The sequence below is a fragment of the Streptomyces sp. NPDC088400 genome (assembly GCF_044753355.1).
Taxonomy (GTDB): Bacteria; Actinomycetota; Actinomycetes; order Streptomycetales; family Streptomycetaceae; genus Streptomyces.
The window spans coordinates 141160-166155 of sequence record NZ_JBIVMZ010000011.1 but is presented as its reverse complement, the minus strand read 5'-3'; the positions used below and the strand labels follow the sequence as shown (position 1 = coordinate 166155).

General features: G+C 68.8%; 22 protein-coding genes. 6 read left to right on the top strand and 16 right to left on the bottom strand.

The window, feature by feature from the left end; genetic code table 11:
- Positions 1–99: 99 nt before the first annotated feature.
- A complete protein-coding gene (locus tag ACIQD6_RS26255) occupies positions 100–1335 on the top strand; it encodes a cytochrome P450 (protein ID WP_401886490.1) in 1236 nt (411 codons plus the stop codon).
- Between the two features lie 16 nt (positions 1336–1351).
- Here ACIQD6_RS26255 and ACIQD6_RS26250 read toward each other — a convergent pair whose 3' ends face one another.
- From ACIQD6_RS26250 to ACIQD6_RS26240, 3 genes are all read right to left on the bottom strand, one after another.
- Positions 1352–1744: a VOC family protein gene (locus ACIQD6_RS26250; RefSeq protein ID WP_401886488.1), complete on the bottom strand. Its 393-nt coding sequence runs from the start codon at positions 1742–1744 to the stop codon at positions 1352–1354.
- A 222-nt stretch (positions 1745–1966) separates the two neighbouring features.
- Positions 1967–2920, bottom strand: coding sequence for a nitroreductase/quinone reductase family protein (locus ACIQD6_RS26245; protein ID WP_401886486.1), 954 nt, complete (start codon positions 2918–2920; stop codon positions 1967–1969).
- Positions 2921–3424: 504 nt separating this feature from the next.
- Entirely contained in the window at positions 3425–3943 is a 519-nt protein-coding gene (locus ACIQD6_RS26240; protein ID WP_401886484.1) for a MarR family winged helix-turn-helix transcriptional regulator, read from the bottom strand.
- A 205-nt stretch (positions 3944–4148) separates the two neighbouring features.
- Between ACIQD6_RS26240 and ACIQD6_RS26235 the strand changes: the two genes are divergently transcribed.
- On the top strand, positions 4149–4913 hold the full coding sequence (locus tag ACIQD6_RS26235; protein ID WP_401886483.1) for an SDR family NAD(P)-dependent oxidoreductase: 765 nt from the start codon (positions 4149–4151) through the stop codon (positions 4911–4913).
- A gap of 12 nt (positions 4914–4925) precedes the next feature.
- Here ACIQD6_RS26235 and ACIQD6_RS26230 read toward each other — a convergent pair whose 3' ends face one another.
- Both ACIQD6_RS26230 and cynS read right to left on the bottom strand, forming a co-directional pair.
- Positions 4926–6419 (bottom strand): FUSC family protein, encoded by a 1494-nt coding sequence (locus ACIQD6_RS26230; RefSeq protein ID WP_401886816.1) that lies wholly within the window; start codon positions 6417–6419, stop codon positions 4926–4928.
- A 418-nt stretch (positions 6420–6837) separates the two neighbouring features.
- A complete protein-coding gene (gene cynS, locus ACIQD6_RS26225) occupies positions 6838–7281 on the bottom strand; it encodes a cyanase (RefSeq protein WP_401886480.1) in 444 nt (147 codons plus the stop codon).
- 214 nt (positions 7282–7495) lie between these two features.
- Between cynS and ACIQD6_RS26220 the strand changes: the two genes are divergently transcribed.
- Positions 7496–7996 (top strand): Lrp/AsnC family transcriptional regulator, encoded by a 501-nt coding sequence (locus tag ACIQD6_RS26220; protein ID WP_401886477.1) that lies wholly within the window; start codon positions 7496–7498, stop codon positions 7994–7996.
- 18 nt (positions 7997–8014) lie between these two features.
- Positions 8015–8734, top strand: coding sequence for an HAD family hydrolase (locus ACIQD6_RS26215; protein WP_401886474.1), 720 nt, complete (start codon positions 8015–8017; stop codon positions 8732–8734).
- A gap of 62 nt (positions 8735–8796) precedes the next feature.
- Here ACIQD6_RS26215 and ACIQD6_RS26210 read toward each other — a convergent pair whose 3' ends face one another.
- The 4 genes from ACIQD6_RS26210 to ACIQD6_RS26195 form a co-directional block, all read right to left on the bottom strand.
- Complete coding sequence (locus ACIQD6_RS26210) at positions 8797–9396, bottom strand: helix-turn-helix domain-containing protein (protein WP_401886471.1); 600 nt, start codon at positions 9394–9396, stop codon at positions 8797–8799.
- A gap of 268 nt (positions 9397–9664) precedes the next feature.
- Positions 9665–9937: a DUF4190 domain-containing protein gene (locus ACIQD6_RS26205; protein ID WP_401886470.1), complete on the bottom strand. Its 273-nt coding sequence runs from the start codon at positions 9935–9937 to the stop codon at positions 9665–9667.
- A complete protein-coding gene (locus tag ACIQD6_RS26200) occupies positions 9909–10100 on the bottom strand; it encodes a hypothetical protein (RefSeq protein ID WP_401886468.1) in 192 nt (63 codons plus the stop codon). The genes ACIQD6_RS26205 and ACIQD6_RS26200 overlap by 29 nt, the downstream gene beginning before the upstream one ends.
- 113 nt (positions 10101–10213) lie before the next feature.
- Complete coding sequence (locus ACIQD6_RS26195; protein WP_401886465.1) at positions 10214–12601, bottom strand: MMPL family transporter; 2388 nt, start codon at positions 12599–12601, stop codon at positions 10214–10216.
- Positions 12602–12739: 138 nt separating this feature from the next.
- On the opposite strand from ACIQD6_RS26195, the gene ACIQD6_RS26190 reads away from it, so the two are divergent.
- Positions 12740–13354, top strand: a complete 615-nt coding sequence (locus ACIQD6_RS26190) for a TetR/AcrR family transcriptional regulator (protein WP_401886463.1) — start codon at positions 12740–12742, stop codon at positions 13352–13354.
- 110 nt (positions 13355–13464) lie between these two features.
- Here ACIQD6_RS26190 and ACIQD6_RS26185 read toward each other — a convergent pair whose 3' ends face one another.
- From ACIQD6_RS26185 to ACIQD6_RS26160, 6 genes are all read right to left on the bottom strand, one after another.
- Positions 13465–14346 carry a HesA/MoeB/ThiF family protein gene (locus tag ACIQD6_RS26185; protein WP_401886460.1) on the bottom strand — a complete coding sequence of 294 codons (882 nt, stop codon included), beginning with the start codon at positions 14344–14346 and terminating at the stop codon, positions 13465–13467.
- Positions 14346–15290 (bottom strand): hypothetical protein, encoded by a 945-nt coding sequence (locus tag ACIQD6_RS26180; protein WP_401886458.1) that lies wholly within the window; start codon positions 15288–15290, stop codon positions 14346–14348. The genes ACIQD6_RS26185 and ACIQD6_RS26180 overlap by 1 nt, the downstream gene beginning before the upstream one ends.
- Before the next feature lie 207 nt (positions 15291–15497).
- Positions 15498–16715, bottom strand: coding sequence for an acyl-CoA dehydrogenase family protein (locus ACIQD6_RS26175; protein WP_401886456.1), 1218 nt, complete (start codon positions 16713–16715; stop codon positions 15498–15500).
- A 73-nt stretch (positions 16716–16788) separates the two neighbouring features.
- The gene (locus ACIQD6_RS26170) at positions 16789–17178 is read right to left on the bottom strand and encodes an SCP2 sterol-binding domain-containing protein (RefSeq protein WP_401886454.1); all 390 of its coding nucleotides are present in this window, start codon (positions 17176–17178) and stop codon (positions 16789–16791) included.
- A gap of 1231 nt (positions 17179–18409) precedes the next feature.
- A complete protein-coding gene (locus ACIQD6_RS26165; protein WP_401886452.1) occupies positions 18410–19615 on the bottom strand; it encodes an amidase in 1206 nt (401 codons plus the stop codon).
- Between the two features lie 135 nt (positions 19616–19750).
- The gene (locus tag ACIQD6_RS26160) at positions 19751–20944 is read right to left on the bottom strand and encodes a S1 family peptidase (RefSeq protein WP_401886814.1); all 1194 of its coding nucleotides are present in this window, start codon (positions 20942–20944) and stop codon (positions 19751–19753) included.
- 771 nt (positions 20945–21715) lie between these two features.
- On the opposite strand from ACIQD6_RS26160, the gene ACIQD6_RS26155 reads away from it, so the two are divergent.
- Positions 21716–22588 carry a TauD/TfdA dioxygenase family protein gene (locus ACIQD6_RS26155; protein ID WP_401886449.1) on the top strand — a complete coding sequence of 291 codons (873 nt, stop codon included), beginning with the start codon at positions 21716–21718 and terminating at the stop codon, positions 22586–22588.
- Between the two features lie 146 nt (positions 22589–22734).
- Here ACIQD6_RS26155 and ACIQD6_RS26150 read toward each other — a convergent pair whose 3' ends face one another.
- Positions 22735–24954, bottom strand: coding sequence for an NADP-dependent isocitrate dehydrogenase (locus tag ACIQD6_RS26150; RefSeq protein ID WP_401886447.1), 2220 nt, complete (start codon positions 24952–24954; stop codon positions 22735–22737).
- Between the last annotated feature and the right edge of the window lie 42 nt (positions 24955–24996).

Below are 24996 nucleotides of genomic sequence, written 5' to 3'. Positions count from 1 at the left end.
CCGACTGCCGCTGGCTGCTGACCGGAGTCGGCCACAACCGACCACTGCTGACCAGCGCTGCCCCTTACGAAGGCCCGAACCAGGAAAGGCGGAAACTCTGTGTCTCTCCAGCAGGAACACGACTCCGCGCAGCACCCAGAGCCCCTCGCGTACCCCTTCTGGACCACCGAGGGCCTCGGACTCCACTCCGACTACCGCCCGTTGCGGGACCAGCCCCTCGCCCGGGTGCGTCTCCCCTACGGCGAGGACGCCTGGCTCGCCGTACGTCATGAGGACGTCCGAAGCGTCCTCTCCGACGCCCGCTTCAGCCTCGCCGAGGCCGTCCGCCGCGACCAGCCCCGGATCAGTCCGATGCCGCGTACCGGAGGCGGGGGCCTCATCTCCATCGACGCCCCCGACCACACCCGGATGCGCTCCCTGTTGAGCAAGGAGTTCACCGCTCGCCGTATCGAGCTCCTGCGCGACCGTATCCGCGCGATCGCCGACGAGTTGCTCGACCGGATGGAGGAGACCGGGCCGCCCTCCGACCTGGTCGAGGACTTCGCCTTTCCGCTGCCCATGACACTCATCTGCGAACTGGTCGGTGTGCCCTATGCCGATCACCGCCATGTGCGGGACTGGGCGGACACGGTCTGTTCGGGCAGTGCGCCGCCCCAGGCGATCCAGCGGCAGGCCGCCGAGTTCTTCGCCCTGATGGGCGGCTGGGTGGAGGCCCGGCGCAGGGAGCCGGCCGACGATCTGCTCACCATCCTCGTCCAGGCCTGCGACCGGGACGAGAGCATCACCGAGGAAGAGCTGACGGGTGTCCTCAACGAGCTCCTCGTCGGCGGGTTCGTGACCACCACCAACCAGATCGCCAACTTCTTCTCCCTGCTGCTTCTTCCGGCCGAGGGCGACGAAGACCTGCTGGCCCGGCTGCGCGCCGAGCCCGGCCTGGTCCCCAAGGCCGTGGAAGAACTCCTGCGGTACGTACCGCTGCTCAACGGGCTGACCCTGCCCCGGTACGCCACGGAGGACGTCGAACTCGGCGGGGTGCTCGTCCGCGCGGGCGAACCCGTCGTCATCTCCCAGGCGGCCGCCAACCGCGACCCCGACGTGTTCCCCGACCCGGACCGGCTCGTCCTCGACCGCCCCGTGACGGCGCAACACGTCAGCTTCGGACACGGAATCCACTACTGCCTCGGCGCACACCTCGCCCGGCTGGAACTCCAAGTGGCTCTGGAGCAGGTGATGACCCGCATGCCGGAACTGCGCCTCGCGGTTCCCGTGGAGGAACTGCGCTGGCGGTCGAAGGAGTTCTTCAGCGGCCTGCGTGAGCTGCCCGTGAGCTGGTGATCCCACCACACGGAGTTCACTCCGCCGCGTCCTGCGGATACCAACGCAGCTCGACGGTGTTGCCGTCCGGATCCCGTACGTAGATCGACTGCGCCTCGCCTCGGGCACCGAACCGTCCGACCGGGCCTTCCAGCACGGTGAAGGTGCCCGAGGCGATGATCTGCTGCCAGTCAAGCGGCTCGACCACCAGGCAGATATGGTCCACGTTCGACTCGCCGCGCGGGCGGCTGAGCAAGTCGATGATCGTGGTCGGGCTGACCCGCACCGACGGGAACGGCACCGCACCGGCCCGCCACTCGTCCACGCGGACCGGCTCCAGGCCGAGTGGTCCGCAGTAGAACTCCAGGGCGCGCTCGACATCGCGCACGTTGAGTACCAGGTGGTCGAAAGCCTTGACGCGCACTCGCATGGGACAACCTTCCAGTGATGGGGCTCCGGGCGGGACCCGACCGGATTCTTGCTCGCCCGTCGGCCGGGCGGTGCGGCGGGTGCCGTTCCAGGGACCCGCCGCACCGCAGGCAGAATGGCAGGCCGCAGGGCAACGGACGGGCCGCAAGGCCGTGACGGCCCGGGGATCCGGACCGTCACCGTCCATGTGGGCCTCTGTCAGGCCTTGTCGCCTTCGCTGTCTTCAGGCGTGTTCGCTGTCTTCAGGCGTGTTCGCTGTCTTCAGGCGTGTTCGCGGGGGAGCCGGCGGCCATGGCACCTCGGCCAGGAGGGGAAGAATCGCCTCCTCCTCGTAGTCCAGATGCGCGTTCAGCTCGGTCGACATCTCTTCCAGCTCGGCGCGGAAGCGCCGAGGGTCGGCGATACCGATGCCGGCCAGCAGGGCCACCAGCTCGCTCTGGATGCGCGCGACCGTGCGGTGTTCGTCACGGAGCCGGTCGAAGGTGCCGGCCAGGTGCGGGTGATGGCGGGCGATTCCGGGGAACACGTGCGCGTCCTCGCTGGTGTGGTGGAACTCCAGGGCCTGACAGAACGCCAGGCAGCGCTGCCGGATCTGCAGCCCGAGGCTCGGGGCAGGTGGCTCACCGGGGCCCTGGTGGGCGGCGCGTTCGGCGAAGTGGGCGTCGGTCTCCGCCTTCACCTGACGCAACTGCCCGCGCAGCCACGTATGGACCTCGATGAGTTTGTCGGCGAGGGTACTGACCTCCCGGGGGCTCTCCCAGCCATCGGGCTCGGCGCGCTCCAGCACCACGACCGGCAGAGTCCGGGTGGTCCCGGCCTGGTGGTCGCCGTATCCGGGCGCCATCCGCATGACATGCTCGAACAGTTCCTCACGCCGCTCTCCCTCGGCAGGGACCGCGAGTGCTTGAAAGGTGCGGGTGCCGATCTCCACTCGCACCACGGGATGGGCGAGCACGTTGTGGTACCAGTGAGGGTGGTGCGGGGCACCGAGGTTGGACCCGACGAGCAGGAGTGAATCGCCGTGGCGGACATAACCGAGAGGAACGGTCCGCTCGGTCCCCGACTTCGCGCCGGTGGTCGTGAGCAGGAGCAGATTCCCGCCTTCGAAGGGGCCGCCTACCTTCCCCTCGTGGGTGCGGAACTCCTCGATGACCGATTCATTGAATGATGTGGGCATACGGTTCTGTGTCTCCGGAGAATGCGAGTGAATCCGCAGTGACTGCGGTCATGGCCGGTGATGACGTGCACAGGTCGGAGCGACCGCACAGCCTCTCGCCGGACGCGGATCGTGGACGGGTGCCAGGGCGCCGTTGAACGTGTCGCCGTAGGGAAACCGTCGGGCTCGGCACACGTGACGGTGCCAGGAAATGCGCGGAGCGAGAGACGACGTGCGGCTGCGCTACGTCATGTACAGGGCGCGGAGTATGAACTCATGACGGACCCTTTGCCTGAAGGGTGTTCGCCCGACCGCCGGCCGGCCCACTGCTCTTTGGCCAGCGTCACGCGACACCGGATCCATTACATGCACCCGAACGTCACCTGTCAACACGGAAGATCATGCACCCTCGGCCGACCGTCCCAGATCATCCGATCAATACGGCGAGCGCTCCGGGCGGTGGCGGGCGGACCCACGCGGTCTGCCCGCCGAAGGCAACTCCCGTCACGCAACACCGCTTTACGCTCAGGCAGGGCGCGATGCGCCGGCATCGCCTTGTTCGGGGCTCTCGTCGGCGTAGGCGAGGAAGTCATCGACCATCCGATGGAACAGCGTGGCCAGTCGCTCCAACTCCTGCGGTGACCACTCCGCCAGGGCCATCTCCATCCCCCGGCAGCTCGCCTCGCGGATGCGGTCGACCGCGTCCCGGCCGAACGGTGTGAGCTCGATACGCTGCGCACGGCGGTCATCCGGATCCGGGACCCGGGTCACGTAACCGGCCTTCTGCAACTGCTGCACCTGCCGGGTGACGTGCGACGCCTCCACGGCCAACTGCGCCGCCAGCTCGCCGAGACGGAGAGAGCGGGAATCGGCGATCTGCCGCAGGAGCGCCACAGCGGCACGGTCCAGCGGCACTCCGGCCAGGGCCATGAGGCGATCGTGCTGCCGGACCCGGCCGGTCAGATAGGCGACACGGCTGAGGGCACGCTCGATCTCGGCCACGTCCGTCGAGACAGAGTCGGCTGCTGACTGCGGTGTAGACATACCAGCCACCCTATCAGCAACTTGCTTGACTCAAGCAATGCAATCATGCTTGCCTGACTCAAGCAGTCCGCTGTCCGCTGCCCTCCGCGGCCGAGGCCGGACGGTCGGTCGGTCACCGAGGCCGACACCTCAACGACACCCGCGGGCGCGCGGACCGGGACAGTCCTGAGCCGATGCCGCCCCGCCGAGAAAAGGGAGTGCCCCCATGAGCAGCACCGGTCTTCAGGGACGCAGCGTCGTCGTCACCGGAGCGGGATCGGGAATCGGCAGAGCCACGGCCCTGCGATTCGCGCAGGAAGGCGCGAAGGTACTGGTCGCGGATCTGAACAAGGAGAACACCGAACAGGTCGTCACGGCCATCGAGACCGCGGGAGGCATCGCCCGTGCGGTCGTCGGCGATCTGAGCGACCAGCAGGTGGTCGACCAGGTCGTCGCCACGGCCGTGGATGCCTTCGGCGGCCTGGATGTACTGGTGAACAACGCCGGCATCATGGACCGCATGTCGGCCCTCGCGGACACCGACGACGCCGAGTGGCACCGCGTCATTCAAGTCAACCTGACGGCACCCTTCCTGTTGACCCGGGCCGCCCTCCCGCACATGCTGGCCGCCGGCCGCGGTGCGATCGTCTTCACCGCGTCCGAGTCGAGCCTTCGCGGCAGCGCGGCCGGTGCCGCGTACACCGCCGCCAAGCACGGCGTCGCCGGCCTCACGAAATCCCTCGCCGTGATGTACCGGAACGAGGGAATCCGCACCAATGCCATAGCCCCCGGCGCCACCGCGACCGCCATCCAGGTCGACGCCCGGGCGGAGGCGCACGGTCCTGGCGCCCTCCGTCCCTACCTCGGGCTTGCCGGCAACGTGGCCACCGCCGAGGAGCAGGCCGCCGCCATCCTCTTCCTGGCCTCGGACGCCGCGTCGAACATCAACGGGGCCATCCTGCCCGTCGACAACGGCTGGTCCGCCGTCTGACGGCTGTGCCGGTCAGGCTCCGGTGAGTGCGGAGCGTGGAGAGCTGCGCAAGGGGGCGGCGAGGTCCGCGAGTGCCCGCTCCAAGCCGTGGAGATGAGCCAGTGCGGGCTCGGCGCCGGCAGGGCGCGGCACGGCGTCGGGTACCCGCGTCTCAGGCCCGCCGTCCGGCGTCGTGAGCGCTTCCACGGCAGTCTCGACCCGTCGGCAGACGACGGCCAGTCGTGCGTCGTACGTGCCATCGGGGATGGCGGCGAGAGCCGCGAGACCGCGGACCTCGCGGGCGCAGTCGTCGAGCAGCGCGAGCACCTGGAGGGCCCGCGCCTTCCGGGCCCTCAGCGGGCTGAGCGGGTGCACCAGCGGCGCGAGCGAGAGCCGGACCCGGCCGAGCAGCAGTTCCAACTCCGCGATGTGGCGGGCGGGGTCCGCGTCCGGGGAGCCGTCGAGCCGCGCTGCGGCTTCGGCGGTGCAGACGTGCACACAGCGCAGCGCACGCTGGATCCACGCGTCCGTCGTGGCATGCGTGGTGACGGGCAGCACGAGAAGTACGGCCAGTGCGGCACACACCGTGCCCGCGCCCGTCTCCGCGACGCGGAGCACGAGCAGGCCGGGGTCCAGCACTCCCAGCAGACCGTAGAGCAGGCCGGCCATGACCGTCACCGCCAGCACCATCCAGGAGTACGAGACCGCGGCCGTGTAGAAGATCCCGAAGACGCACACGGCGACCAGGGCCGCCGTCGGCACGGGGGCGCCGTGCAGTGGGATGGCGACCAGCAGACCGACGGCGATTCCGGTCACGGTGCCGAGGACGCGGCGGAATCCGCGGATCAGCGTCTCGCCTCGGGAAGTCGTGTTGACGAAAATCCACCAGACGGTGCCGACGGCCCAGTACCAGCGGTCTTCGGAGAGCACCTGTCCGATCGACAGCGCGGCAAGGCAGGCAGCGGTGGCCTGAAAGGCCTGCCGGGTCGTCGGCCGGGCCAGGCCGCTGCCGGGCAGGGCCGGCGGAGCCGCGACGGGAGGGGTACGCCGCTCGATGGGCCAGATCAAGAACCGCACAGCACCGGCCGCGAGGAGGGCGAGGCTCACAGAGGCGGACAGCTCGGGCAGTTGGGCGGGGACGGCGTGCAGGAACTGCGTCATGAAGAAGCTCATGAACGCGAAGATCCCGAGGGCGTTGCCGCGTACCCCCCAACGGCGTGCGTAGACCCCGCAGAAGACGACCGTCAGGAACGCGGCGTCGCGGGCCATGGTCACGCCGTGCAGGGTGGTGGCGAGCGCCAGCACGGGGAATCCCACGACGGGAAACAGAGCGGTGGTGATCCGCTGGGCGCGGACGGTCGCGTCGGTGACGGTGAAGAGGGCGACCAGCGCCGCGAGGCCACCGGTGATCGACGCGACGAGCGAGAACCCGCACAGCTCGGCGGCGGCGACAGCGAGGGCGATGCCCATGACGGCGCGGGCCGAGTTCCTCAGCCTCAGACGCCCCGGGTCCGGGGCCACGAACATTCTCTTCACGGCGGTTTGCCGCCCCCCTCGCAGTGGTGCGCGCCGCACCCGCGACCGTCCGGGAGGGGCGGCGGCAGGACGACGAAGGCACCGCGGACCGGATCCGGCTTCGTCGCCGACCGGCGCTGCGCGGCGCCCTGAGTACCTGGATACCGCAAAGAGAACCATCGTTGGCCCCATTGGCTCAACAGCCTCACCACCAACTGCGCCATTGGCACATTCACGCAGCCCCAAACTTGGCCACTGGTAGGCCAACGGCTACGCCCTGGCGGTGCCCGAGCCGCGTACGACCCCGCACCGGTCTCCGTCTTCGATCGCCACACGGCGGCGTCCGTCGTCGATCATCGCCGGTGTGACGTCCACTCCGAGATTCCGCTGCCGGAGGGGGCGGCTCGGGGGCGACCCGGAGAGGCGCGTACTACCACTGGTACGGCAGGTACTTCCCGTCGAGGGTGATGACGACCCGGTCGCCCGCGGGGTCGGGAACGCGCCGGACGTCGAGGCGGAAGTTGATCGCACTCATGATGCCGTCGCCGCACTGTTCGTGGATCAGCTCCTTGATGGTCGGCCCGTAGACCTGGACGACCTCGTAGAGCCGGTAGATCGTGGGATCCACGGGGACGGCGGCGTCCAGAGCTCCGCGGGTCGGCTGGAGTTGGAAAGCAACGGCGGCGTCGTCGCCGAGTTCGAGCAGCGCCGCCGCGGTGGCCGCCTCTTCCTTGCCCATCGGGTGCTGGCCGAGCAGCGCCGCGGTGGTCCAGGCCAGTGGCTTGCCGACCGCGTCGGCCAGTTGGGCCCAGGTGACGCCGGTCTTCACCTTGGCCTGACGTACGGCTTCGGCGGCTTCCCGCTTGCTGAGCATGTGCATCTCCCTTGACGACAGTGGTCCTGGTGGCACGTCACGCACGTCACTTCAGAGGACGCACGTCATTGCAGGGTAAGAGGCCGCGCGCAGGGGCGGGGCGGCGCCGCGCCCCCACGTAGGCGCGGGACAGTGGTTCAAGCGGAGCCGTCGCCACAGTGCCATTGGTACAGTCCTTGCCGGTGGCGTACCGACATCAGGAGGCCAACGGACCATGACCGTGGACACGCTCGACACCCGCATCCTGCGGCTCCTCATCGAACAGCCGCGCACGAGCGTGCGGGAGTACGCCCGGATCCTCGGTGTCGCCCGGGGCACCCTCCAGGCCCGTCTCGACCGGCTGGAGCGCGACGGGGTGATCACCGGCACCGGGCCGTACCTCTCCCCCGCCGCCCTCGGTCACCCCGTACTCGCCTTCGTCCACATCGAGGTCACGCAGGGGCATCTGGACGAGGTCGGTGACGCCCTCGCGGCCGTCCCCGAGATCATCGAGGCGTTCTCGATCACGGGCAGCGGAGACCTGCTCACCCGGGTCGTGGCGCGCGACAACGGTCATCTGGAGGATGTGGTCCAGCGGCTGATCCGTATGCCGGGCGTGGTCCGTACCCGTACGGAGATGGCGCTGCGCGAGCGGGTGCCGCACCGGCTGCTGCCGCTGGTCGAGTCGGTGGGCCGGTCGGCCGAACCGGCTCGACCAGCCGACGTGACGCGCTGACTCGGCATGCTGGGAGACATGAGCGCTTCGCACATCCCAGCCGTCCCGCCGGTCCCGGCCGTCCCCGCGGTCATCTTCGACCTCGACGGAACACTCGTCGACAGTGAACCGAACTATTACGAGGCCGGGCGCCGGCTCCTCTCCCAGTACGGGGTGCACGACTTCAGCTGGGAGCAGCACAGCCGTTTCATCGGGATCGGCACCAGGGAGACGCTGGAGACGCTGCGCGAGGAGTACGGAATCGAGGCTTCGGTCGGCACGCTGCTGGCCGAGAAGAACCGGCTCTATCTGGAGCGGGTGCGCGCCTCGACGGAGGTGTTCCCGCAGATGCGGGTGTTCGTGGAGAGGTTGCACGGCGAGGGCGCCCGGATGGCCGTGGCATCAGGTTCGTCCCGCGAGGCCATCGACGTGGCGCTGGGGGTCACCGGCCTGGACGCGTATTTCCCCGTCGTCGTCTCGGCGGAGGAGGTCGACCGCGGCAAGCCGGAGCCGGATGTCTTCCTGGAGGCGGCACATCGGCTCGGTGCGGAGCCCGCCGGCTGTGTCGTGCTGGAGGACGCCGTGCCCGGGGCGGTGGCGGCGCACGCCGCCGGGATGCGCTGCATCGCGATTCCCTATGTCCCGGATACGGCTTCCGACCCGGCGTTCGGCACGGCGGGGCTGCTCTTCGCGGGCGGCCAGCGCGAGTTCACGGCGCGGGCCGCGTACGCGTGGCTTTCCGAAGCCGGGGAGCGCTGAGGCCGGCTGTCACAGCACGGCTACGGCTACGGCTACGGCGGACGGTGCAGGGCACGTGGGTGTCACGTACCGGTGGCGGTCGGCTTGGCGCGCACGTGCATCCGCTCCCCCTGGGCTCCGAACAGGCTGAGGAATTCGACGGGGTGCGGTCCGGGGTTGGTGAACGCGTGGGGTGTACGGGTGTCGAACTCGGCCACCTCCCCGGCGGTAAGGACAAGGTCGTGCTCCCCCAGGACCAGTCTCAGGCGGCCGGACAGGACGTACAGCCACTCGTACCCTTCGTGCGTCTGTTGCGTGGGCCGCTCGCCGTCGCCATGCCCGGCGGGCAGGATCTGCTTGTAGGCGTGCAGTCCGCCGAGGTGGCGGGTCAGCGGGACGAAGACCTGGCCGAACCGGGTGAAGGGGCGCGGGTGGACGCGCGGGTCGCCGGTCGTCGGGGCGTCCACCAACTCGTCCAGTTGTACGCCGTGCGCCTTCGCCAGGGGCAGGAGGAGTTCCAGGGTCGGTTTGCGCTGCCCCGACTCCAGGCGTGAGAGCGTGCTGAGGGAAATACCCGTCGTTTCACTCAGCTGGGACAGCGTGGTGCCTTTGGCCTGCCGCAGTGCCCGCAGGCGCGGACCCACGGACGTCAGCACTTTCGCGAAATCGTCATCGTCTGCCATCTCTCCATTTGCTGCCCCGGCAAGGGCATTCGTCAAATCGGCGAGTGTGACGACTGGGTCCGTACCCCTTCCGTCCGTGCGCGGCCACGACTGAACGCGACGGCCCGCCGGAGACTCCGGGGGCCGTCGCGTTCAGTCGTATCAGTCGTGGTCAGTCGTGTCGGTCGTGGTCAGTCGTGTCGGTCGTGGTCAGTCGTGGTCAGTCGTGTCGGTCGTGGTCAGTCGTGGTCAGTCGTGTCGGTCGTGGTCAGTCGTGGTCGGTGTTCTCCTACATGCTCCAGGACGGGGTGCCGTCGAGGCTGACCAGGACGCCGAGGACGACGAGGTCGGCGACACCGAGCCCGAGGCCTGCCCAGGCGCGGCCCGGGCGGGCGGTCCCGCGCCACAGGGACAGGGAGGCCAGCACGACAGCGGTCGGCCCGAGCAAGAGGTTCGCCACCAGCAGGCCGGTCAGCCCGAGCATGAACGAGGCCACCGCCATGCCGTCGGCGTCTTTGACGGCTGTGGTCCGCTCAGCCGTGACGGAGATGGTCGGCCGCATGCGGCCCCTCCTCCCGGCGCTTGGCGCGGCGCTCCCGCACAAGGAAAGCGGTCAGCCAACCACCGATGACGGTGCCGGCGAACAGGCTGACAGGGACCGGCAGATGGGCGACCGCACCCACCAGGACCCCCATCAGCAGGAACACGACGACAAGTAGAACCATCTCTGACCTCTCCGTCCTGGTCGTTCCCGTACGCGCTGTTCCTCTTCGGCGCACCGCTCACAGGCCACCGCTCACGAGCCACCGCTCACAGGCCACCCGTCACAAGGCACCGGTCACGAGCGCTGAGCCATGGCGCTCGCCTCCTGCTCCGCTTCCTCCGCCTTCTCCGCCGCCGGCTCTTCGGGGCTGGACGGCCGGGCCGACCGACCGGGCATCCACCAGTTCCAGCTGCCCATGAGCCGCATGGCCGCGGGTACGAGCAGGAGCCGTACGAGGGTGGCGTCCAGCAGGATGGCGATGGCCATGCCGAAGCCCAGTTGCTGAATGGGCACGATGCCGGAGAAGCCGAAGGCTCCGAAGACCGCGACCATCAGCAGGGCCGCCCCCGAGATCATCGGCGCGGTGCGCGCGAGACCGCGTGCCACGGAGATGGTGTTGTCGCCGGTCGCCACGTACTCCTCGCGCACCCGGTCGAGGAGGAAGACCTCGTAGTCCGTACTGAGGCTGAACAGCAGCGCGAGCAGCAGCACCGGTACGAAGTTCTGCAGGTAGTTGGTCCGCTCGAAGTTCAACAGGTCGGTGCCCAGGCCGTTCTGGAACACCAGGACCAGTACGCCGTAGGTCGCGCCGATCGACAGCAGGTTCATGGCGATCGCCTTCAACGGCAGCAGCAGCGACCTGAAGGTCACGAGCAGCACCACATAGACCGCGATGAGCATGATCAGGATGACGTACGGCAGTCCGTCCTGGATGACGCCGTTCGCGTCGATGCCCTCGGCCGTCTCGCCACCGATCACGGGGCTCATCGAGCCCGGAAGCCCGTCCGCCTCCTTCTGCACGCGGTCCAGCAGTTCGCGCGCGGAGTCGCTGGAGGCCCGGCTGTCGGGGATGACCTCGAAGATGACGGTGCGGTTGTCGTCGGCCACGAAGTGGCGGACCGTGTCCTGGGCGTCGCCGGGCAGTCCCTTCATGGCGGCGCTGGACAACGCGGCGAACGGGTCCTGCGGCGAGGCGGACTTCAGCACCGGCAGGGCGGAGTCGACCCGCTCGACGTCCGGGAGTTTCGCGAGCCGGTCGTTGAGACGCGTCAGCTCGTCCGACGACTCCAGGGTGTCCAGCGGCTTCGACGTGGTGACGACGACCTGCATGGGCGAGGTGGTGCCGACACCGAAGGCGCCCTGTACGTGGTCGTAACCGACCCGGACGGGCGAGGAATCCGGCAGGATGCGGGCGTCCGGGGAGAAGGTGCGCAGCCCCGCCGCTGGCGCCGCCAGCGCGAGCAGGATCACGCTGCCGATCGCGAGGAACGTCACCGGGCGTGCCATGACCTTGAGCGCCACGCGGTACCAGGGGCGCGACTCCTCGGACCGGTCCCGCTCCTCCGGGCTCAGCCGCTCGCGCAGGCTCCGGGGCAGCCGGATGCGGCCCGCGTTGATCCGGTGCCCCAGGAAGTGCAGGAGTACGGGGAGGAAGAGCACGGCCGCGAGGACGGAGAAGGCGACGACCACGACGGCGCCGAGCGCGAGCGAGAAGATCACATTGAGGTCGATCAGGAACAGCGTGCACATGGCCAGCACGATGGTCGCGCCGGAGGCGATGACGGTGTGCCCGGAGGTCCGCAGGGTCGCGGCGACGGCATCGTCGACGCTCTCCCCCTTGGCCAGTTGCTCCTTGAACCGTGTGACCATGAAGAGTGAGTAGTCCACTCCGACGCCCAGTCCCAGCATGGTGGCGGCGTTCTCCACGAAGACCGACAGCTCGTACTGCTGGGACACCGGGGCGAGCACTCCCAGCGTGAAGACGATGGCGGAGACGCCGACCGCGAGGGAGACGAGGGCGGCGGTGACACTGCGGAAGAGCAGCAGCAGAATCAGGATGATCAGCGGCATCGTGATCAACTCGGCCTTGGCCAGGCCCTTCTGGCTGAGGTTGTTGATCTCGCCCCAGAAGGAGGAAGGGCTCACCAGGGAGACTTCCAGGCCTTGGTCCGAAAACCGGTCCGTCAGATCCTGCTGTACGACGGGGAGTTCGCGGCGCGCGGACCCGTCGTCCAGGTCGAGCGCCAGCTGGGTGGTCGCCGTACGCCGGTCGTCGCCGAGGAAGGAGGCCCTGTTCTTCTCGCCCAGGGTGACCCAGCCGTAGCTGTCGCTGACCTTCAGCGTGCGGTCCTCGGTGACTTGGCGGGCCACGTCCTTGACCCGTCGTTCGAACCGCGCGTCGCCCGAGGTGTACCGCTGGTCGTGGACGACGAGGGTGACGGTGGTCTGACCACGTCCTTTGAAGCCCTGCTCCAGTTGGTGCGCCGCCGTCGTCGAGTCGGCTCCCGGTGCGAACCAGCCGCCTCCGCTCAGGGTGTTGGCGATGGAGGAGGCGCCGATCCCGCTCACCGCGAGGGCGACGAGCCATACCGCGAGCAGCGGCCATCGGGCCTTCCGCATCCATCGGGAGGCACGCGAGGCGAGATCGGAGGCCGGTGGCGAGGCGGTGGGGGGCGCGGACATGTCGCGGCTCCTAGCGGTGGAGATGTGCGGCGGCAGACTGGATAATGACGGAACTCAGAGTCATAAACCGACTCGGAGACGTTCACCGACTCAGAGTATGAAAATGACTGACGGTCGGTCAGTATCCTTGGAGGCAATATGACAGTCAAGTCAAGGCGTGAGGAGTACGCGGCCCTCACCCGTGCCGCGTTGATCGAGTCGGCCGCGGAGCTGTTCACCGAGAAGGGCTTCGACGTCACGTCCGTCGATGACATCGCGGGCGCGGCCCGCGTGAGCAAGGGCGCCGTCTACCACCACTTCCAGGACAAACGCGCCATTTTCGACCAGGTCTTCCGGACCAGCCAACAGGAAGTGCTGGAGCGGGTCGACAAAGCTCTTGCCGCGTCCGACGACACGGACCCGTCGCCGTGGCAGATCGCCGCGACGGCCGTCCAGAGCTTCCTGAACAGCTATGTCGCCGATGCCCGCAAGCGGTCGCTGCTGCGGCAGTCGGCCGGCGTTCTCGGCGTGCGCCGCTGCCGGGAGATCGATGACGAACTCGCCCTGCCGCTGGTGCTGGGACTGCTCGACCAGCTGGCGGAGCGCGACGAACTGCAGCCGGTATCACGCGACATGGCCGCCAAGATGATCTTCGGAACGCTGTGCGAGGCGGCGACCTCACTGGCCTTCGCCGAGGACCACGAAACGGCCGGGCGGGATGCCACGCAGGTCGCCGGCTACATGCTGGCCGGCCTCGTCAAGGAGGCTTCGTAGCGCGGGTCGGGGTGTTGCGGGACGGTGTTCTGTCCACCCGCAACACCCCGGACAAGCCGCGGCGGGAACGGACGCCGCGGGCGGGCCCCGGAGACCCGCCGGAGGAGGACTTACTTCCGCGACGCCGCCAGCTTGCGCAGGCCCCCGACCAGCTCGACGGGCCACTGCAACCCGATCCGCCAGTTCGCAGGGCGGGTCCGTGTGACGCCGTGGACGTTGACCGCGACGTCCCGGCGCACCGGCTCGCCGGCCAGGATCTGCGCCGTCATCCGGGTGCTGAGCGCCCCGAACAACAGCGAGGCGTAGACGAGTTGGGGCACGCTGTACCCCTCCTCACCCAGGTGCTCGCGGGCGTTGCGGATCATCTCCAGCGGAATGTAGCGGGTGGGGATGGCCCGGTAGAGCAGCGACCAGATCCCCGCCCGCTCGATGTCCTCGGCGCTGATCCGGCCGTCGAACGGGCGGGACCCGCCGCGACGGTAGTCGTAGAACCGGATGTACTGGGTGCCGGCCATGTCGTATCCGGTCAGCACCGGACGGCGCGCCTCGGCCGCGGCCTCGTGCAGCAGGTACTTGGCCCGCCAGCCCGACCTCTCGGTGACGTCCACCCCGTCGATGACCACCGCGCAGTCCTCGACCAGCTTCCTGGCGTTCTCCCGCGTGACGCCCTCGGCCACCACGTCCACAACGGCGTGCGGATTGATCGCGGTGACGCGTCCGGCGGCGACTTCCGCCTTGTGCCGCCCGATGTCCTCGTACGCGGCGTGCTGCCGGTTGAGATTGTTGAGTTCGAACTCCCCGACGTCGACCAGGACGAAATCCTGGACGCCGATACGGGCGAGGGGTTCCACCGCGGCGCCGCCGGTCGAACCGCATCCGGCGATCAGGATCTTCGCCCGGGACAACTCGTGCTGAGCCGCCTCGGAGATGAATCCGCGATTGCGTTCGGTGAATTCCGTGTAGAAATCCTGGCGGACGACAGTATCGGGCATCAGGCGGCCACCTCTATGTGTTCCACGGTCCCGGGCAGACCGGCTATCAGCCCGCGCAGTGCGCGGAACGGCGAATCCGAGGCGGCAGCCTGCTCAAGCAGGTTGGCGCGCATCTCGATTTCTTCCTCGGGCGGCGCCCAGGCGTAGAAGGGAAGCACCCGCTCCCGCTTCGTGTACATGGGGTGCATGACGTTCTGCGGGCTCAGCTTCGGAGTGGTGCCCTTGAGGAGATGAACGGCCAGACCGAGGAGTACGAGGTGGCGCAGGGCCACATGTTCCTCGACATCGCCGATCAGCAGCTGGGTCGGGCAGCCACCCAGCCGGGCCGCCTGCATGATGCCGGCCAGCAGTTCCAGAGTGATCCGCAGGCGCAGCGAGCGGTCGGTGACATCGCGGGCGTGGACGAACCGCTTCACCTCCCTGACCTGGTGCGTCATCAGACCCCGAGTGTCGGGCAGCACCGACTGGAGCCGTAAGTCGTGCGCCTGTTCGCAGGGGAAGAGGCGACGGCCCTCGGCCGCGATCGGCCGGGTCACGGGGTCCTGGCTGTGCGACAACGTCACATATCCCAGGATGCGACCGCTGTTCGAGTCCGTGGTGATGACATGCAGATCGTCGTCGTGGAACTCCCGGACCGGCTCGCAGAACAGGGAGCGGTTGAAGACTATTTCCTCGCTCGCGAAACCGGCCTGAAGGTATTCCGAGAGTCTGAATCCGGCGATCCCCCGCAGGTACCGGTCGGGTACGGAGCGGGAGTTCGCCACCAGGGTGACCACACCGTGCCCGTGATCGGCACGGTAGATGCAGCCGCCGTTCTTCCGCAGTTCCGCGTCCAGCCGGGAAAAACTCAGCCGACGCTGCAGCTGAAGGATGTCCTTGATGTAGCGCTGCTGGATCGAGGACGACGGCGCGGGGGCGGGCACGTCCGCCGTGATCGACGGCAAGGAGGAAACCGGCGGAACGTAATCGGGCACGGCCGGAGCCGGAACAGCGGAATCGAGGACAGCCGGGGCCGGACCAGCGGAACTCGGTACGGTGGAGAGAGTTTCGGGCAGGCCCAGTGGAATACTCCAAGGGCGGGGTACGGGGCGATCCTCGTACCCGATATTCGTTTCCATAGGATTCTCCATCCTTGCGACGGAACCGGCTTTTTAGAAGTCGTCTTCCGCGTACAGCGATTCGGTGATCGCCAGGGCCAGCACCTCCGGGGTGCCCTCGTAGATGCGGGCGCCGAAGGACTCCCGTACGAACTTCTCCATGCCGTACTCCCGCAGGTAGCCGCGCGCGCCCATCAGCGACATGGCCTCCTGGGCCACCTCGATGGCGACCCGGTCGGCGAAGAGCTTGGCGGTCGCCGGCTCGTACACCGGGGCCGGGATCTCGGAGTCCGCGGTCTGGGCCGCCTTCAGGTACATCAGCCGGGACGCCTCGATCTTGGAGGTCATCTCGGCGAGCTTGCGAGCTGTGAACTGGTGCTTGTGGAGCGGCACTCCGCCCTGGACGCGGTCGGCACACCACTCCTTGGCTATGTCGAAGGCGCCCCGCGCGATTCCGGTGGAGATGGCGGCCACCGTGGCACGGGCCATGTTCATCTGCTGGATGTTGATGAGCATGCCGTTGCCCTCGCCGCCGACGACGTTCTCGACCGGCACCCGGACGTTCTCGAACACCAACTCGCTGCCCAGGCAGGCGCGGTAACCCATCTTGTCCGCGACGGGCCCGCGGGTGACGCCGGGCGAGTCCAACGGCACGATGAACGCGGTGAGCCCCGTGGCGCCGGGGTGGCCCTCCAGGTTGGCGTAGACGGAGCCGAACTGCGCGACCTTGGCGTTGGTGATGAAGCGCTTCCGCCCGGTGAGGAGATAGCTGTCGCCGTCCCGGCGGGCCTGCACGACATCGGTGGCGTGCTCGGCGTACTCGGGGATGAGAAGGTCGCAGCCCGCCTGGTCCTCGGTGATCGCGTTGCAGGCCAGGACCGGGTCGTCACCGGAGAACTGCGGCAGGAAACGCGACTGGAGCTGCGGTTCGCTGGAGAGCAGGACCGGCGCCTGGCCCAGCAGTGTGGCACCGAAGATCAACGCCGTGCCCGCGCAGGCCGCGGCTATCTCCTCCAGCGCCACCGCGACGCCGAGCACGCCGAGGCCCAGACCGCCGTACTCCTTGGGAATGACGAGGCGCAGCAGACCGGCCTCGTGCCCCTTGCGCACCAGCTCCCAGTCGAAATCATCGAATGCGGCACGGTCGTTCTCGGCGACACGGGGACGTACATCCTTGTCGACGAATTCCCTTACCTGCTGCCGCAGTTCCTGGATCGAGAGCGGCTCGGTGAGGAAGTCGACCGGGAGGAGACTGTCGGTGGAGGTGCTCATATTGCGTCCAAATCTTTTCGTGAAGTACGTGTATGCGTGAGTGCGGACGTGCCGGCGGAGCGCCGGGCCGGTGTCAGACCGGCAGTCCCTCGGCCTTGGCGATTTCCGGGTAGCGGTCGAAGGCCGGACGCAGCAGCGGAACGAATTCGAGGACCTTGGCCACGTTGCCCTTGATGCGGACCTTTCCGGTGGCCAGCGCCACCGGCATCAGCAGCTTGCCCAGCCAGAGATCGTGTGCCGTGTCGCAGCTCATCTTGATCCGGATGGCGGCGGGCTGCGCCGGCGGACCGGCGGTCACACCGTCGGGAGTGACGAAGAGTTCCACATCCGGCTTCACCTGTATCAGGTGGAGCGAAATTCCGGAGTCACGCATCCGCTGGGTGAAGGTGTCGTCCTGGAGCAGAATGCTGAACAGGCCGCTGAAGACGTGCTCGGCTTTTTCGCTGGTTTCGAAAACAGGCATGACGAAAGCCCCTCTGTGTAGCGATGGAATAAATGGGTTCCGTACAACGCGCCCTGCCACGGGCGCATTTGGTACGGGTGATGAAAATCGGTGGTGTGCTCATCCGCGCGCCGGGTACACCGAACAGCCGACGCGATGGCCAGTTGATCGGGACTGCCGCACATGACGCATCAGGCAGCGCGGCCGGACCGCCGGGCAGGGCGGGCCGGATGGGGCCGCGCGCACCTGAAAACGGCACGCAGGATGTGGTGAAGCGACGGGCACGACTGTGTGCCGTCATGGTGGAGCGCCGAACGCCTCAGCAGCGTACGGAATGTCGCGGCAACGCCGGATCAGGCCGTCAGGCCGAACAGACTCTGCGACTGCGACAGTTCACTCTGCAGACAAAATGAATGGCGACTGCGGCCATGTGTTGCATCTCCCCCGTGCTTTGCCGTTCATAGTCCCAGCCGTCCGGGCCCTCAGCTCCGGGCCCGAACGCTCTCGGCGTCGACCCCGGGAGGGCCGGTGTGCCTTGGACACCCTAGCCACATACCCGGGTTTCTCACCGACGCCGAGTCAGTGACATGGGGAGCTTTGCAGGATTGAGTGTGCGACGTCAAGCCGACATCTTGCGGGTTGACATTTGCCCGGACGCGCCCCGAACGGGCCACTGCTGATGCCCTTTCAGACACCCACAACCGGACGGGCGGCCTCACCCACGCGGTCCCGACTCCGGCCCCCAACTTGCCCTCGGGCACCGGGCAGGCGTCCCTCCGGGCCGAAGTTCCCCGGATCGTCCATCCACGGCGAACACATCGTCAGAAGCGGGAACCGACTGCGCGAACGGGTCGTCTTCTCCGTCGTTCACACCCGAACGGCGTCGCGTTGTGCGGCTGCCACCAACCGGCGACAGCTCTCGGCAACACCCACCACCGAAGCCCTCCCGCCTCCACCTCGCCCGCCGGCGCGGCAGCACCCCGCTCACCGGACTCCGCGACGGAACCGCGCACGCATCTCACACCCGGACAGCGATCCCGACATGACCCGAACAGGCTTCATGAACCGCACAGGCTTAATGCCCCACGCAGGCTCGACGACGAACATGGAACAGGCACCTCCACCGTCGCCGCGCTGCTTCCGCGCTTCACGGCAGAGACGGCAGAGACGGCAGAGACGGCAGAGAACGAGGATGGACGGCGGACGCCCTGACGCCAGGGTGGAGGCGGCGGCCCGATCCAAACGAGAGGCCCTAGAACTCCATCCCGGCGGCGAGGGTGAGCAGGCCGTGATCCGTCCCGGGCGCGCCGAGCAGGCAGAGGCCCACAGGAGCGCCGTCGGCGGACCGCAGCAGGGGCAGTGACAGTGCCGGGGCTCCGGCGAGTCCCGCGAGGCAGGTCATCTTGAGCGTCGTGTCGCGCGCGGCCCCCATCCGTTCCTCCGACGCGTCACGGGCCGGTGCCGGGCCGGATGCCGAGGGGATGACGAGGACGCTGCCCAGGAGCCAGCCCCTGATCCGCTCCCGCGCCTCGGCCGCCGCTTCGCGCGCTGCCGCCGCCTGTTCCTCGCCGACCTCGGATGCCTGGGTGAAGCGCGCGGCCACATCGGCGCCGAGCGCGCCGGGATGGGCGGCGATCCAGGGGCCGTGGACCTGCCAGGCCTCCCACGCCTGGACGGTACGGAACGCCGCAACCCAGCGTTCGAGCAGGTCGAGCGGCAGCTCCAGCGGCTCGGCCGGGGGCAGCTTCCCGGCCGCTGTCAGTTTTTCGACGGTGCTGGTGAAGGCGTCCTGTACATCCGCCGACGCCAGTGACTCGACCGCCGGCAGCCGCACGGTGCGGTGCGGGGGTTCGGCCTCGTCGTCGGCGATCAGCACCCGCGCGATCGCGGCGGACGTACGGACGTCCCGGGTCAGCCAGCCGACGGTGTCGAAGGACGGCGCCAGAGGGAGGACGCCGTCGGTGGCGATCGCGCCGTGCGTGGTGCGCAGCCCGACGAGGCCCTGGTAGGACGCTGGGACCCGGATGGAACCGCCGGTGTCGGTGCCGAGCCCGGCCGTCGCCTGGCCGAGGGCCACCGCGCTCGCCGGTCCGTTGGTCGACCCGCCACTCACCCGGCGGGGGGCGGCGGGGTTCGGCGGGGTCCCGTAGTGCGCGTTGGTGCCGGCCAGGCTGTACGCGAACTCGTCGGTACGCGCGATGCCCACGATGTGCGCGCCCTCGTCGAGCAGCGCCGCGACGGCGGGCGCCGACCGGGTGTGCGGCCGCTGCTCGGCCAGCCAGGCCGGCACACCGGCGCCGATGGGCTGCCCCGCGACCGCGAACAGATCCTTCACAGCGACGCCGGTCCCGTCCAGCGGCCCTCGCGCGCGGGCGCCCACCAGCGGATCGCCGACCGCGCGCCAGACCGTTGTGTCGAAGGGATCAGCGGTGCTCTCGTCGGATCCACGCTTCACCATGCTCGCTCCTCCACCTGTACGACATCGGACAGTCTGATCCGAGCGTGTACGGCTTCGGCCGGGTCGACCACCGGGGAGATCTGACCGACCGGGCCGACCACCGGGGAGACGCGGAGGGACCGGCCGCTCCACGCGTCAGCTCCATGTGGTGGAGTAGCCGGGATACTGCCGCCGCGTCGCTCCGGGGCGCAACCGCCGGGTGGCGAGGAGCCCGAGTATTCCTCCGAAGGTGATCAGCAGTCCCGGACCGATACGCGGGAGGTAGCCGACGATTTCGTCGACCGCCGCCGCGACGTCCTCCGTACTCGGGATGAGGGAGTTGCCGGAGGGAGGAACGGGCGCGGCGGCGGGGACCGCCGGGGCGCCCGGGATGTTCACCCCGAGGGCCCGCAACGCCTCGGTCACCGGCTGGAAGAACGTCACACCTCCCGCGGCGCAGTCGCCGCTGCCGCCGGACGTCAGTCCGAGCGCCAGTCCTTGGGCGAAGAGCGGCCCTCCGCTGTCTCCGGGTTCGGCGCAGACGGAGGTCTGGATCAGTCCGGTGACGGTGCCCTCGGGGTAGTTCACCGTCGCGTTCAGCGCGGTCACCTCGCCGGTGCGGAGCCCGGTGGTGCTGCCGTTACGGAAGACCTGCTGGCCGACCGCCGGGTCCGCGGAGGCGGTGATCCGTACGCCCCGGCCCGCGCCGAGGTTCACCACGCTGCTCCGGTCGAGCGTCCTGTTCTGGTACCGCACGAGGGAGTAGTCGTTGTCCGGGAAACTGCTCGCGACCGTCGTGCCGATGTTCGTGGCTCCCTGGGTGTCCTCGGACCAACTGGTGCCGGTCGGACCGCAGTGCCCCGCCGTCAGGATGAAGCTGGTCTGGCCGTTGGTGACATTGAAGCCGGCCGAACACCGGCCGCCAGGGGTGAAGATCGGGTCGGCGCCGCTGGTCCTGGTGGTGAACGAGCCCGCCGTCCGCCGCATGCCTACTTCGTCGCCCACCCGTCCGGCGACGCCCTTCAGGCGCGACCAGTCGTCGGCGGAGACGGTGCTGTCGGCGAGCACCACCACCTTGTTGGACGCCGCGTCCACCGCCCACGCGGTTCCGGTCACCCGGGGTGCCGCCCTCAACGTCTCGGCCGCGGAATGCAGTTGGCGCATGCTGTGACGTACCAGCTTGGGCCGCGCACCCGCCCGGCTGACCTCGGCCGCCGCGTCCTCGTCGGTCACCGCGACCACCGCGTGTCCGTCGGCCGCGGTCCAACTGCCCGCCGTACGGGACATGCCCAGCTCGGACAACAGGTTCGCGGCCAGGCCGGCGTCCCGTGGCGCCTCGGCGTCGTCCATGTCGTCGGGACCGACCTCGGCGCCCGGATCCACCGTGGCGTCGGGGGAACTCTTGGCGTCCGGGGAGTGCCTGGCGTCCGGGGCGTCTCGCGTGTCCAGGGCCCGGGTGATGTGGCTTCCGTCCGGTTCGAGGGCGGACGAACCGCTCGTCACGCCCTGACCGACCATCAACGTGCCACTGACCACTCCCGCGATGGCCGCGAACCGTGCGCCATGCCACACGTACCGTCGGGTGTCTCTCACCGCCCTGCCTCCTTATGTCGTTCCCGCACGTTGTTCTCGGAGCCTGATCCCGCAGCCTTTTCCCGCACGTCGTTCCCCGCGCCTCGCCGTTGTCCGGCGCCCGGAGAGGGCATCGGACGGCACGGCTCCTCTTCATACGGATCTCGTCGCCGTCCCGCTCACTTTCCCGTCGCCTCCCACATCAGGGCACTCAAGTCCAGAGTTTTGGCCAGAGCTAGAACAATGAGCCATTGACACACTCCGATCGCTTGTTCGATCATCTTTTTTGGGTCAAGTAGTCGGCACAGCACCTGAGTTCAGGAGTGGTGATGCGCCTGTCGGCCCCGCGGTACGGACTGCCACGACTGCCCATGACGCTCAGTCAACTCTGGCTCTCCACAAGGCCGGTGACGGGATGCAGACTCCGGGCACACCGGACACACCGTCCGGCCCTCACAGGTACGGGCGGTGGCCGAGGACATCTACGTGGCGTCACCGCCGGTCCCCGAGAAGCACTGATGCCGCTGTCACCCACCGCAGGAGGACGCAATGGAGCAGTTCGCACTGGACGCGATCGAGCACATCACCACCCGGCCGCAGGAGAACTACGAGACCCTCGTGGCCGATCCCCTGACGCCGTTGCTCGGGGCGGAGATATCCGGGCTCGATCTGTCCAATGAACTGACGCGTCATCAATTCACCGAGGTGAAGCGGGCTTTCCTCACACACCACGTCCTGGTGTTCCGCGATCAGACACTGTCGGCCGAGGACCACAAGCGTTTCGCCGGGCGCTTCGGCCGACTGCACCCCGTGGCGCCGGCTCCCGAGAGCTCCGATCCGTACATCCTCGAAATCAGCGCCACCAGGGAATCGCGCGCCCTGGCCGGCGCCGGGTGGCACGCCGACGGCACGGCCGACGAGGAGCCCCCGCTCGGCTCGATGCTGTACATCACCCGCACCCCGGAGATCGGCAGCGGCGGTGACACTCTGTTCGCCAATATGCACCTGGCCTACGAGATGCTGTCACCGGCCATGAAGGCCTTCCTCGACGATCTGACCGCCGTCCACGACGGCCTGCTTCCCTGGGACGGTCAGACCCCACCGGCCGAATACGTCGTGCCCAAGAACGAGCACCCGGTGGTGGTCCGGCATCCTGACACCGGTCGCAAACTGCTCTTCGTCAACGGCGCCCACACCTCGCACATCGTGCAGCTTTCACGTGGCGAGAGCAGGGCGGTACTCGACATGCTGTTCGCCCATATCGCCCGCACACCCATCCTGAACTGCCGGGTGCGGTGGGAGCCCAACACACTGGTCTTCTGGGACAACCGCTGCGTACAGCACCACGAGGCATGGGACTACCACCCTCACGCGCGCCACGGCCGGCAGGTCGCGATCGACGGCCAACGGCCGCAGGCCTGAGCTCTGGAGGCTCCGGAGACAGAACCGCCCCCGGCCGGACGAATGCCTGCCGGGGGCGGAACGCGTACGAACGGAGGGCGGGCGCCCGGAGTGTCCCTGAGCGCCCGCCTCCCGCCGCAGCGGATGTACCTGTTGTCGCTGTCGCGTCAGCCGAGCGTCGCCAGCGCCTGGTTGAGCGTGGCCGACGGACGCATGACCGCCGAGGCCTTCGACGGGTCGGGCTGGTAGTAGCCGCCGATATCGGCCGGCGAACCCTGCACCGCGAGCAGCTCGTCGATGATCGTCTGCTCCTGCTCGGTCAGCGTCTTGGCCAGGGCCGCGAACGCCTCCGCGAGCTGCGCGTCGTCGGTCTGCCCCGCCAGCTCCTGCGCCCAGTAACGCGCCAGGTAGAAGTGGCTGCCGCGGTTGTCGATGCCACCGACGCGACGGCTGGGCGACTTGTTCTCGTTGAGGAAGGTGCCGGTCGCGCGGTCGAGCGTGTCGGCGAGCACCTGGGCGCGCGCGTTGCCCGTCGTCTGCGCGAGGTGCTCGAAGCTGACCGCGAGGGCGAGGAACTCGCCCAGGCTGTCCCACCGCAGGTAGTTCTCGTTGACGAGCTGCTGGACGTGCTTGGGCGCGGAGCCGCCGGCACCGGTCTCGAACAGTCCGCCGCCGTTCATGAGCGGGACGACGGAGAGCATCTTGGCGCTCGTGCCCAGCTCCAGGATCGGGAACAGGTCGGTCAGGTAGTCACGCAGTACGTTGCCGGTGACCGAGATCGTGTCCTCGCCGCGGCGGATGCGCTCCAGGGAGAACGCCGTCGCGTCGACCGGCGACATGATCTCGATCCGCAGCCCGTCGGTGTCGTGCTCGGCCAGGTAGGTCTTGACCTTCGCGATGAGGTTGGCGTCGTGCGCACGGCCCTCGTCGAGCCAGAAAATGGCCGGGTCACCGGTCGCGCGGGCGCGGGTGACGGCGAGCTTGACCCAGTCCTGGATCGGCAGGTCCTTGGTCTGGCACATACGGAAGATGTCACCGGCGCCGACCGCCTGCTCGAGCACGGCGTTGCCGTCCGCGTCGACAACCCGCACGGTGCCCGTGGCGGGGATCTCGAAGGTCTTGTCGTGGCTGCCGTACTCCTCGGCCTTCTGCGCCATCAGACCGACGTTCGGTACCGAGCCCATCGTGGACGGGTCGTAGGCGCCGTTGGCGCGGCAGTCGTCGATCACGACCTGGTAGATACCGGCGTAGCTGCTGTCGGGAAGGACCGCGAGGGTGTCGGCCTCCCCGCCGTCCGGGCCCCACATGTGACCGGAGGTACGGATCATGGCCGGCATGGAGGCGTCGACGATGACATCGCTCGGTACGTGCAGGTTGGTGATGCCCTTGTCGGAGTCGACCATCGCCAGCTCGGGACCGTCGGCGAGCTCGGCCTCGAAGGATTCCTTGATCTTCGCGCCCTCGGGCAGCGCCTCCAAGCCCTTGAGGATGCCGCCGAGTCCGTCGTTCGGGCTCAGGCCGGCCGCGGCGAGCGTCTGTCCGTGCTCGGCGAACGTCTTCGGGAAGAAGGCGCGGACCACGTGGCCGAAGATGATCGGGTCGGAGACCTTCATCATCGTGGCCTTCAGGTGCACCGAGAACAGCACGCCCTCCGCCTTGGCGCGGGCGACCTGCGCCGTGAAGAACTCGCGCAGCGCGGCCACCCGCATCACCGAGGCGTCCACGACCTCGCCCGCCAGCACGGGCACCGACTCGCGCAGGACGGTGGTGCTGCCGTCGTCGCCCGCCAGCTCGATCCGCAGCGAGCCGGCCTCGGCGATGACCGCGGACTTCTCGGTGGAGCGGAAGTCGTCGCCGTCCATGTGCGCGACGTTCGTCTTCGAGTCGGCCACCCAGGCGCCCATCCGGTGCGGGTGCGCCTTGGCGTAGTTCTTGACCGAGGCGGGCGCGCGGCGGTCGGAGTTGCCCTCGCGCAGCACCGGGTTCACGGCGCTGCCCTTGACCTTGTCGTACCGCGCGCGGACGTCCCGGTCCTCGTCGGTCTTCGGGTCGTCCGGGTAGTCCGGCAGCGCGTAGCCCTGCTGCTGAAGCTCGGCGATCGCCGCCTTGAGCTGCGGGATCGAAGCCGAGATGTTCGGCAGCTTGATGATGTTCGCCCCGGGCGTCTTCGCCAGCTCACCGAGCTCGGCGAGCGCGTCGTCGACCCGCTGGCTCTCCTGGAGCCGCTCGGGGAAGCCGGCGATGATCCGCCCCGCCAGGGAGATGTCCCGGCGCTCCACGGTGACCCCGGCCGTCGAGGCATACGCTTCGATCACAGGCAAGAACGAATACGTCGCCAGGGCCGGGGCCTCGTCGGTGTGCGTATAGATGATGGTCGAGTCAGTCACCGGGTGCTCCGCTCCACGTCTGCAACATTGCTCGACATCAAG

Coding starts and splice junctions, on each gene's coding strand:
- ACIQD6_RS26250 (WP_401886488.1), bottom strand. CDS start 1,744: ATGCGAGTGCGCGTCAAGGCTTTCGACCACCTGGTACTCAACGTGCGC.
- ACIQD6_RS26245 (WP_401886486.1), bottom strand. CDS start 2,920: ATGCCCACATCATTCAATGAATCGGTCATCGAGGAGTTCCGCACCCAC.
- ACIQD6_RS26240 (WP_401886484.1), bottom strand. CDS start 3,943: ATGTCTACACCGCAGTCAGCAGCCGACTCTGTCTCGACGGACGTGGCC.
- ACIQD6_RS26235 (WP_401886483.1), top strand. CDS start 4,149: ATGAGCAGCACCGGTCTTCAGGGACGCAGCGTCGTCGTCACCGGAGCG.
- ACIQD6_RS26230 (WP_401886816.1), bottom strand. CDS start 6,419: ATGTTCGTGGCCCCGGACCCGGGGCGTCTGAGGCTGAGGAACTCGGCC.
- cynS (WP_401886480.1), bottom strand. CDS start 7,281: ATGCTCAGCAAGCGGGAAGCCGCCGAAGCCGTACGTCAGGCCAAGGTG.
- ACIQD6_RS26220 (WP_401886477.1), top strand. CDS start 7,496: ATGACCGTGGACACGCTCGACACCCGCATCCTGCGGCTCCTCATCGAA.
- ACIQD6_RS26215 (WP_401886474.1), top strand. CDS start 8,015: ATGAGCGCTTCGCACATCCCAGCCGTCCCGCCGGTCCCGGCCGTCCCC.
- ACIQD6_RS26210 (WP_401886471.1), bottom strand. CDS start 9,396: ATGGCAGACGATGACGATTTCGCGAAAGTGCTGACGTCCGTGGGTCCG.
- ACIQD6_RS26205 (WP_401886470.1), bottom strand. CDS start 9,937: ATGCGGCCGACCATCTCCGTCACGGCTGAGCGGACCACAGCCGTCAAA.
- ACIQD6_RS26200 (WP_401886468.1), bottom strand. CDS start 10,100: ATGGTTCTACTTGTCGTCGTGTTCCTGCTGATGGGGGTCCTGGTGGGT.
- ACIQD6_RS26195 (WP_401886465.1), bottom strand. CDS start 12,601: ATGTCCGCGCCCCCCACCGCCTCGCCACCGGCCTCCGATCTCGCCTCG.
- ACIQD6_RS26190 (WP_401886463.1), top strand. CDS start 12,740: ATGACAGTCAAGTCAAGGCGTGAGGAGTACGCGGCCCTCACCCGTGCC.
- ACIQD6_RS26185 (WP_401886460.1), bottom strand. CDS start 14,346: ATGCCCGATACTGTCGTCCGCCAGGATTTCTACACGGAATTCACCGAA.
- ACIQD6_RS26175 (WP_401886456.1), bottom strand. CDS start 16,715: ATGAGCACCTCCACCGACAGTCTCCTCCCGGTCGACTTCCTCACCGAG.
- ACIQD6_RS26170 (WP_401886454.1), bottom strand. CDS start 17,178: ATGCCTGTTTTCGAAACCAGCGAAAAAGCCGAGCACGTCTTCAGCGGC.
- ACIQD6_RS26165 (WP_401886452.1), bottom strand. CDS start 19,615: ATGGTGAAGCGTGGATCCGACGAGAGCACCGCTGATCCCTTCGACACA.
- ACIQD6_RS26160 (WP_401886814.1), bottom strand. CDS start 20,944: ATGGACGACGCCGAGGCGCCACGGGACGCCGGCCTGGCCGCGAACCTG.
- ACIQD6_RS26155 (WP_401886449.1), top strand. CDS start 21,716: ATGGAGCAGTTCGCACTGGACGCGATCGAGCACATCACCACCCGGCCG.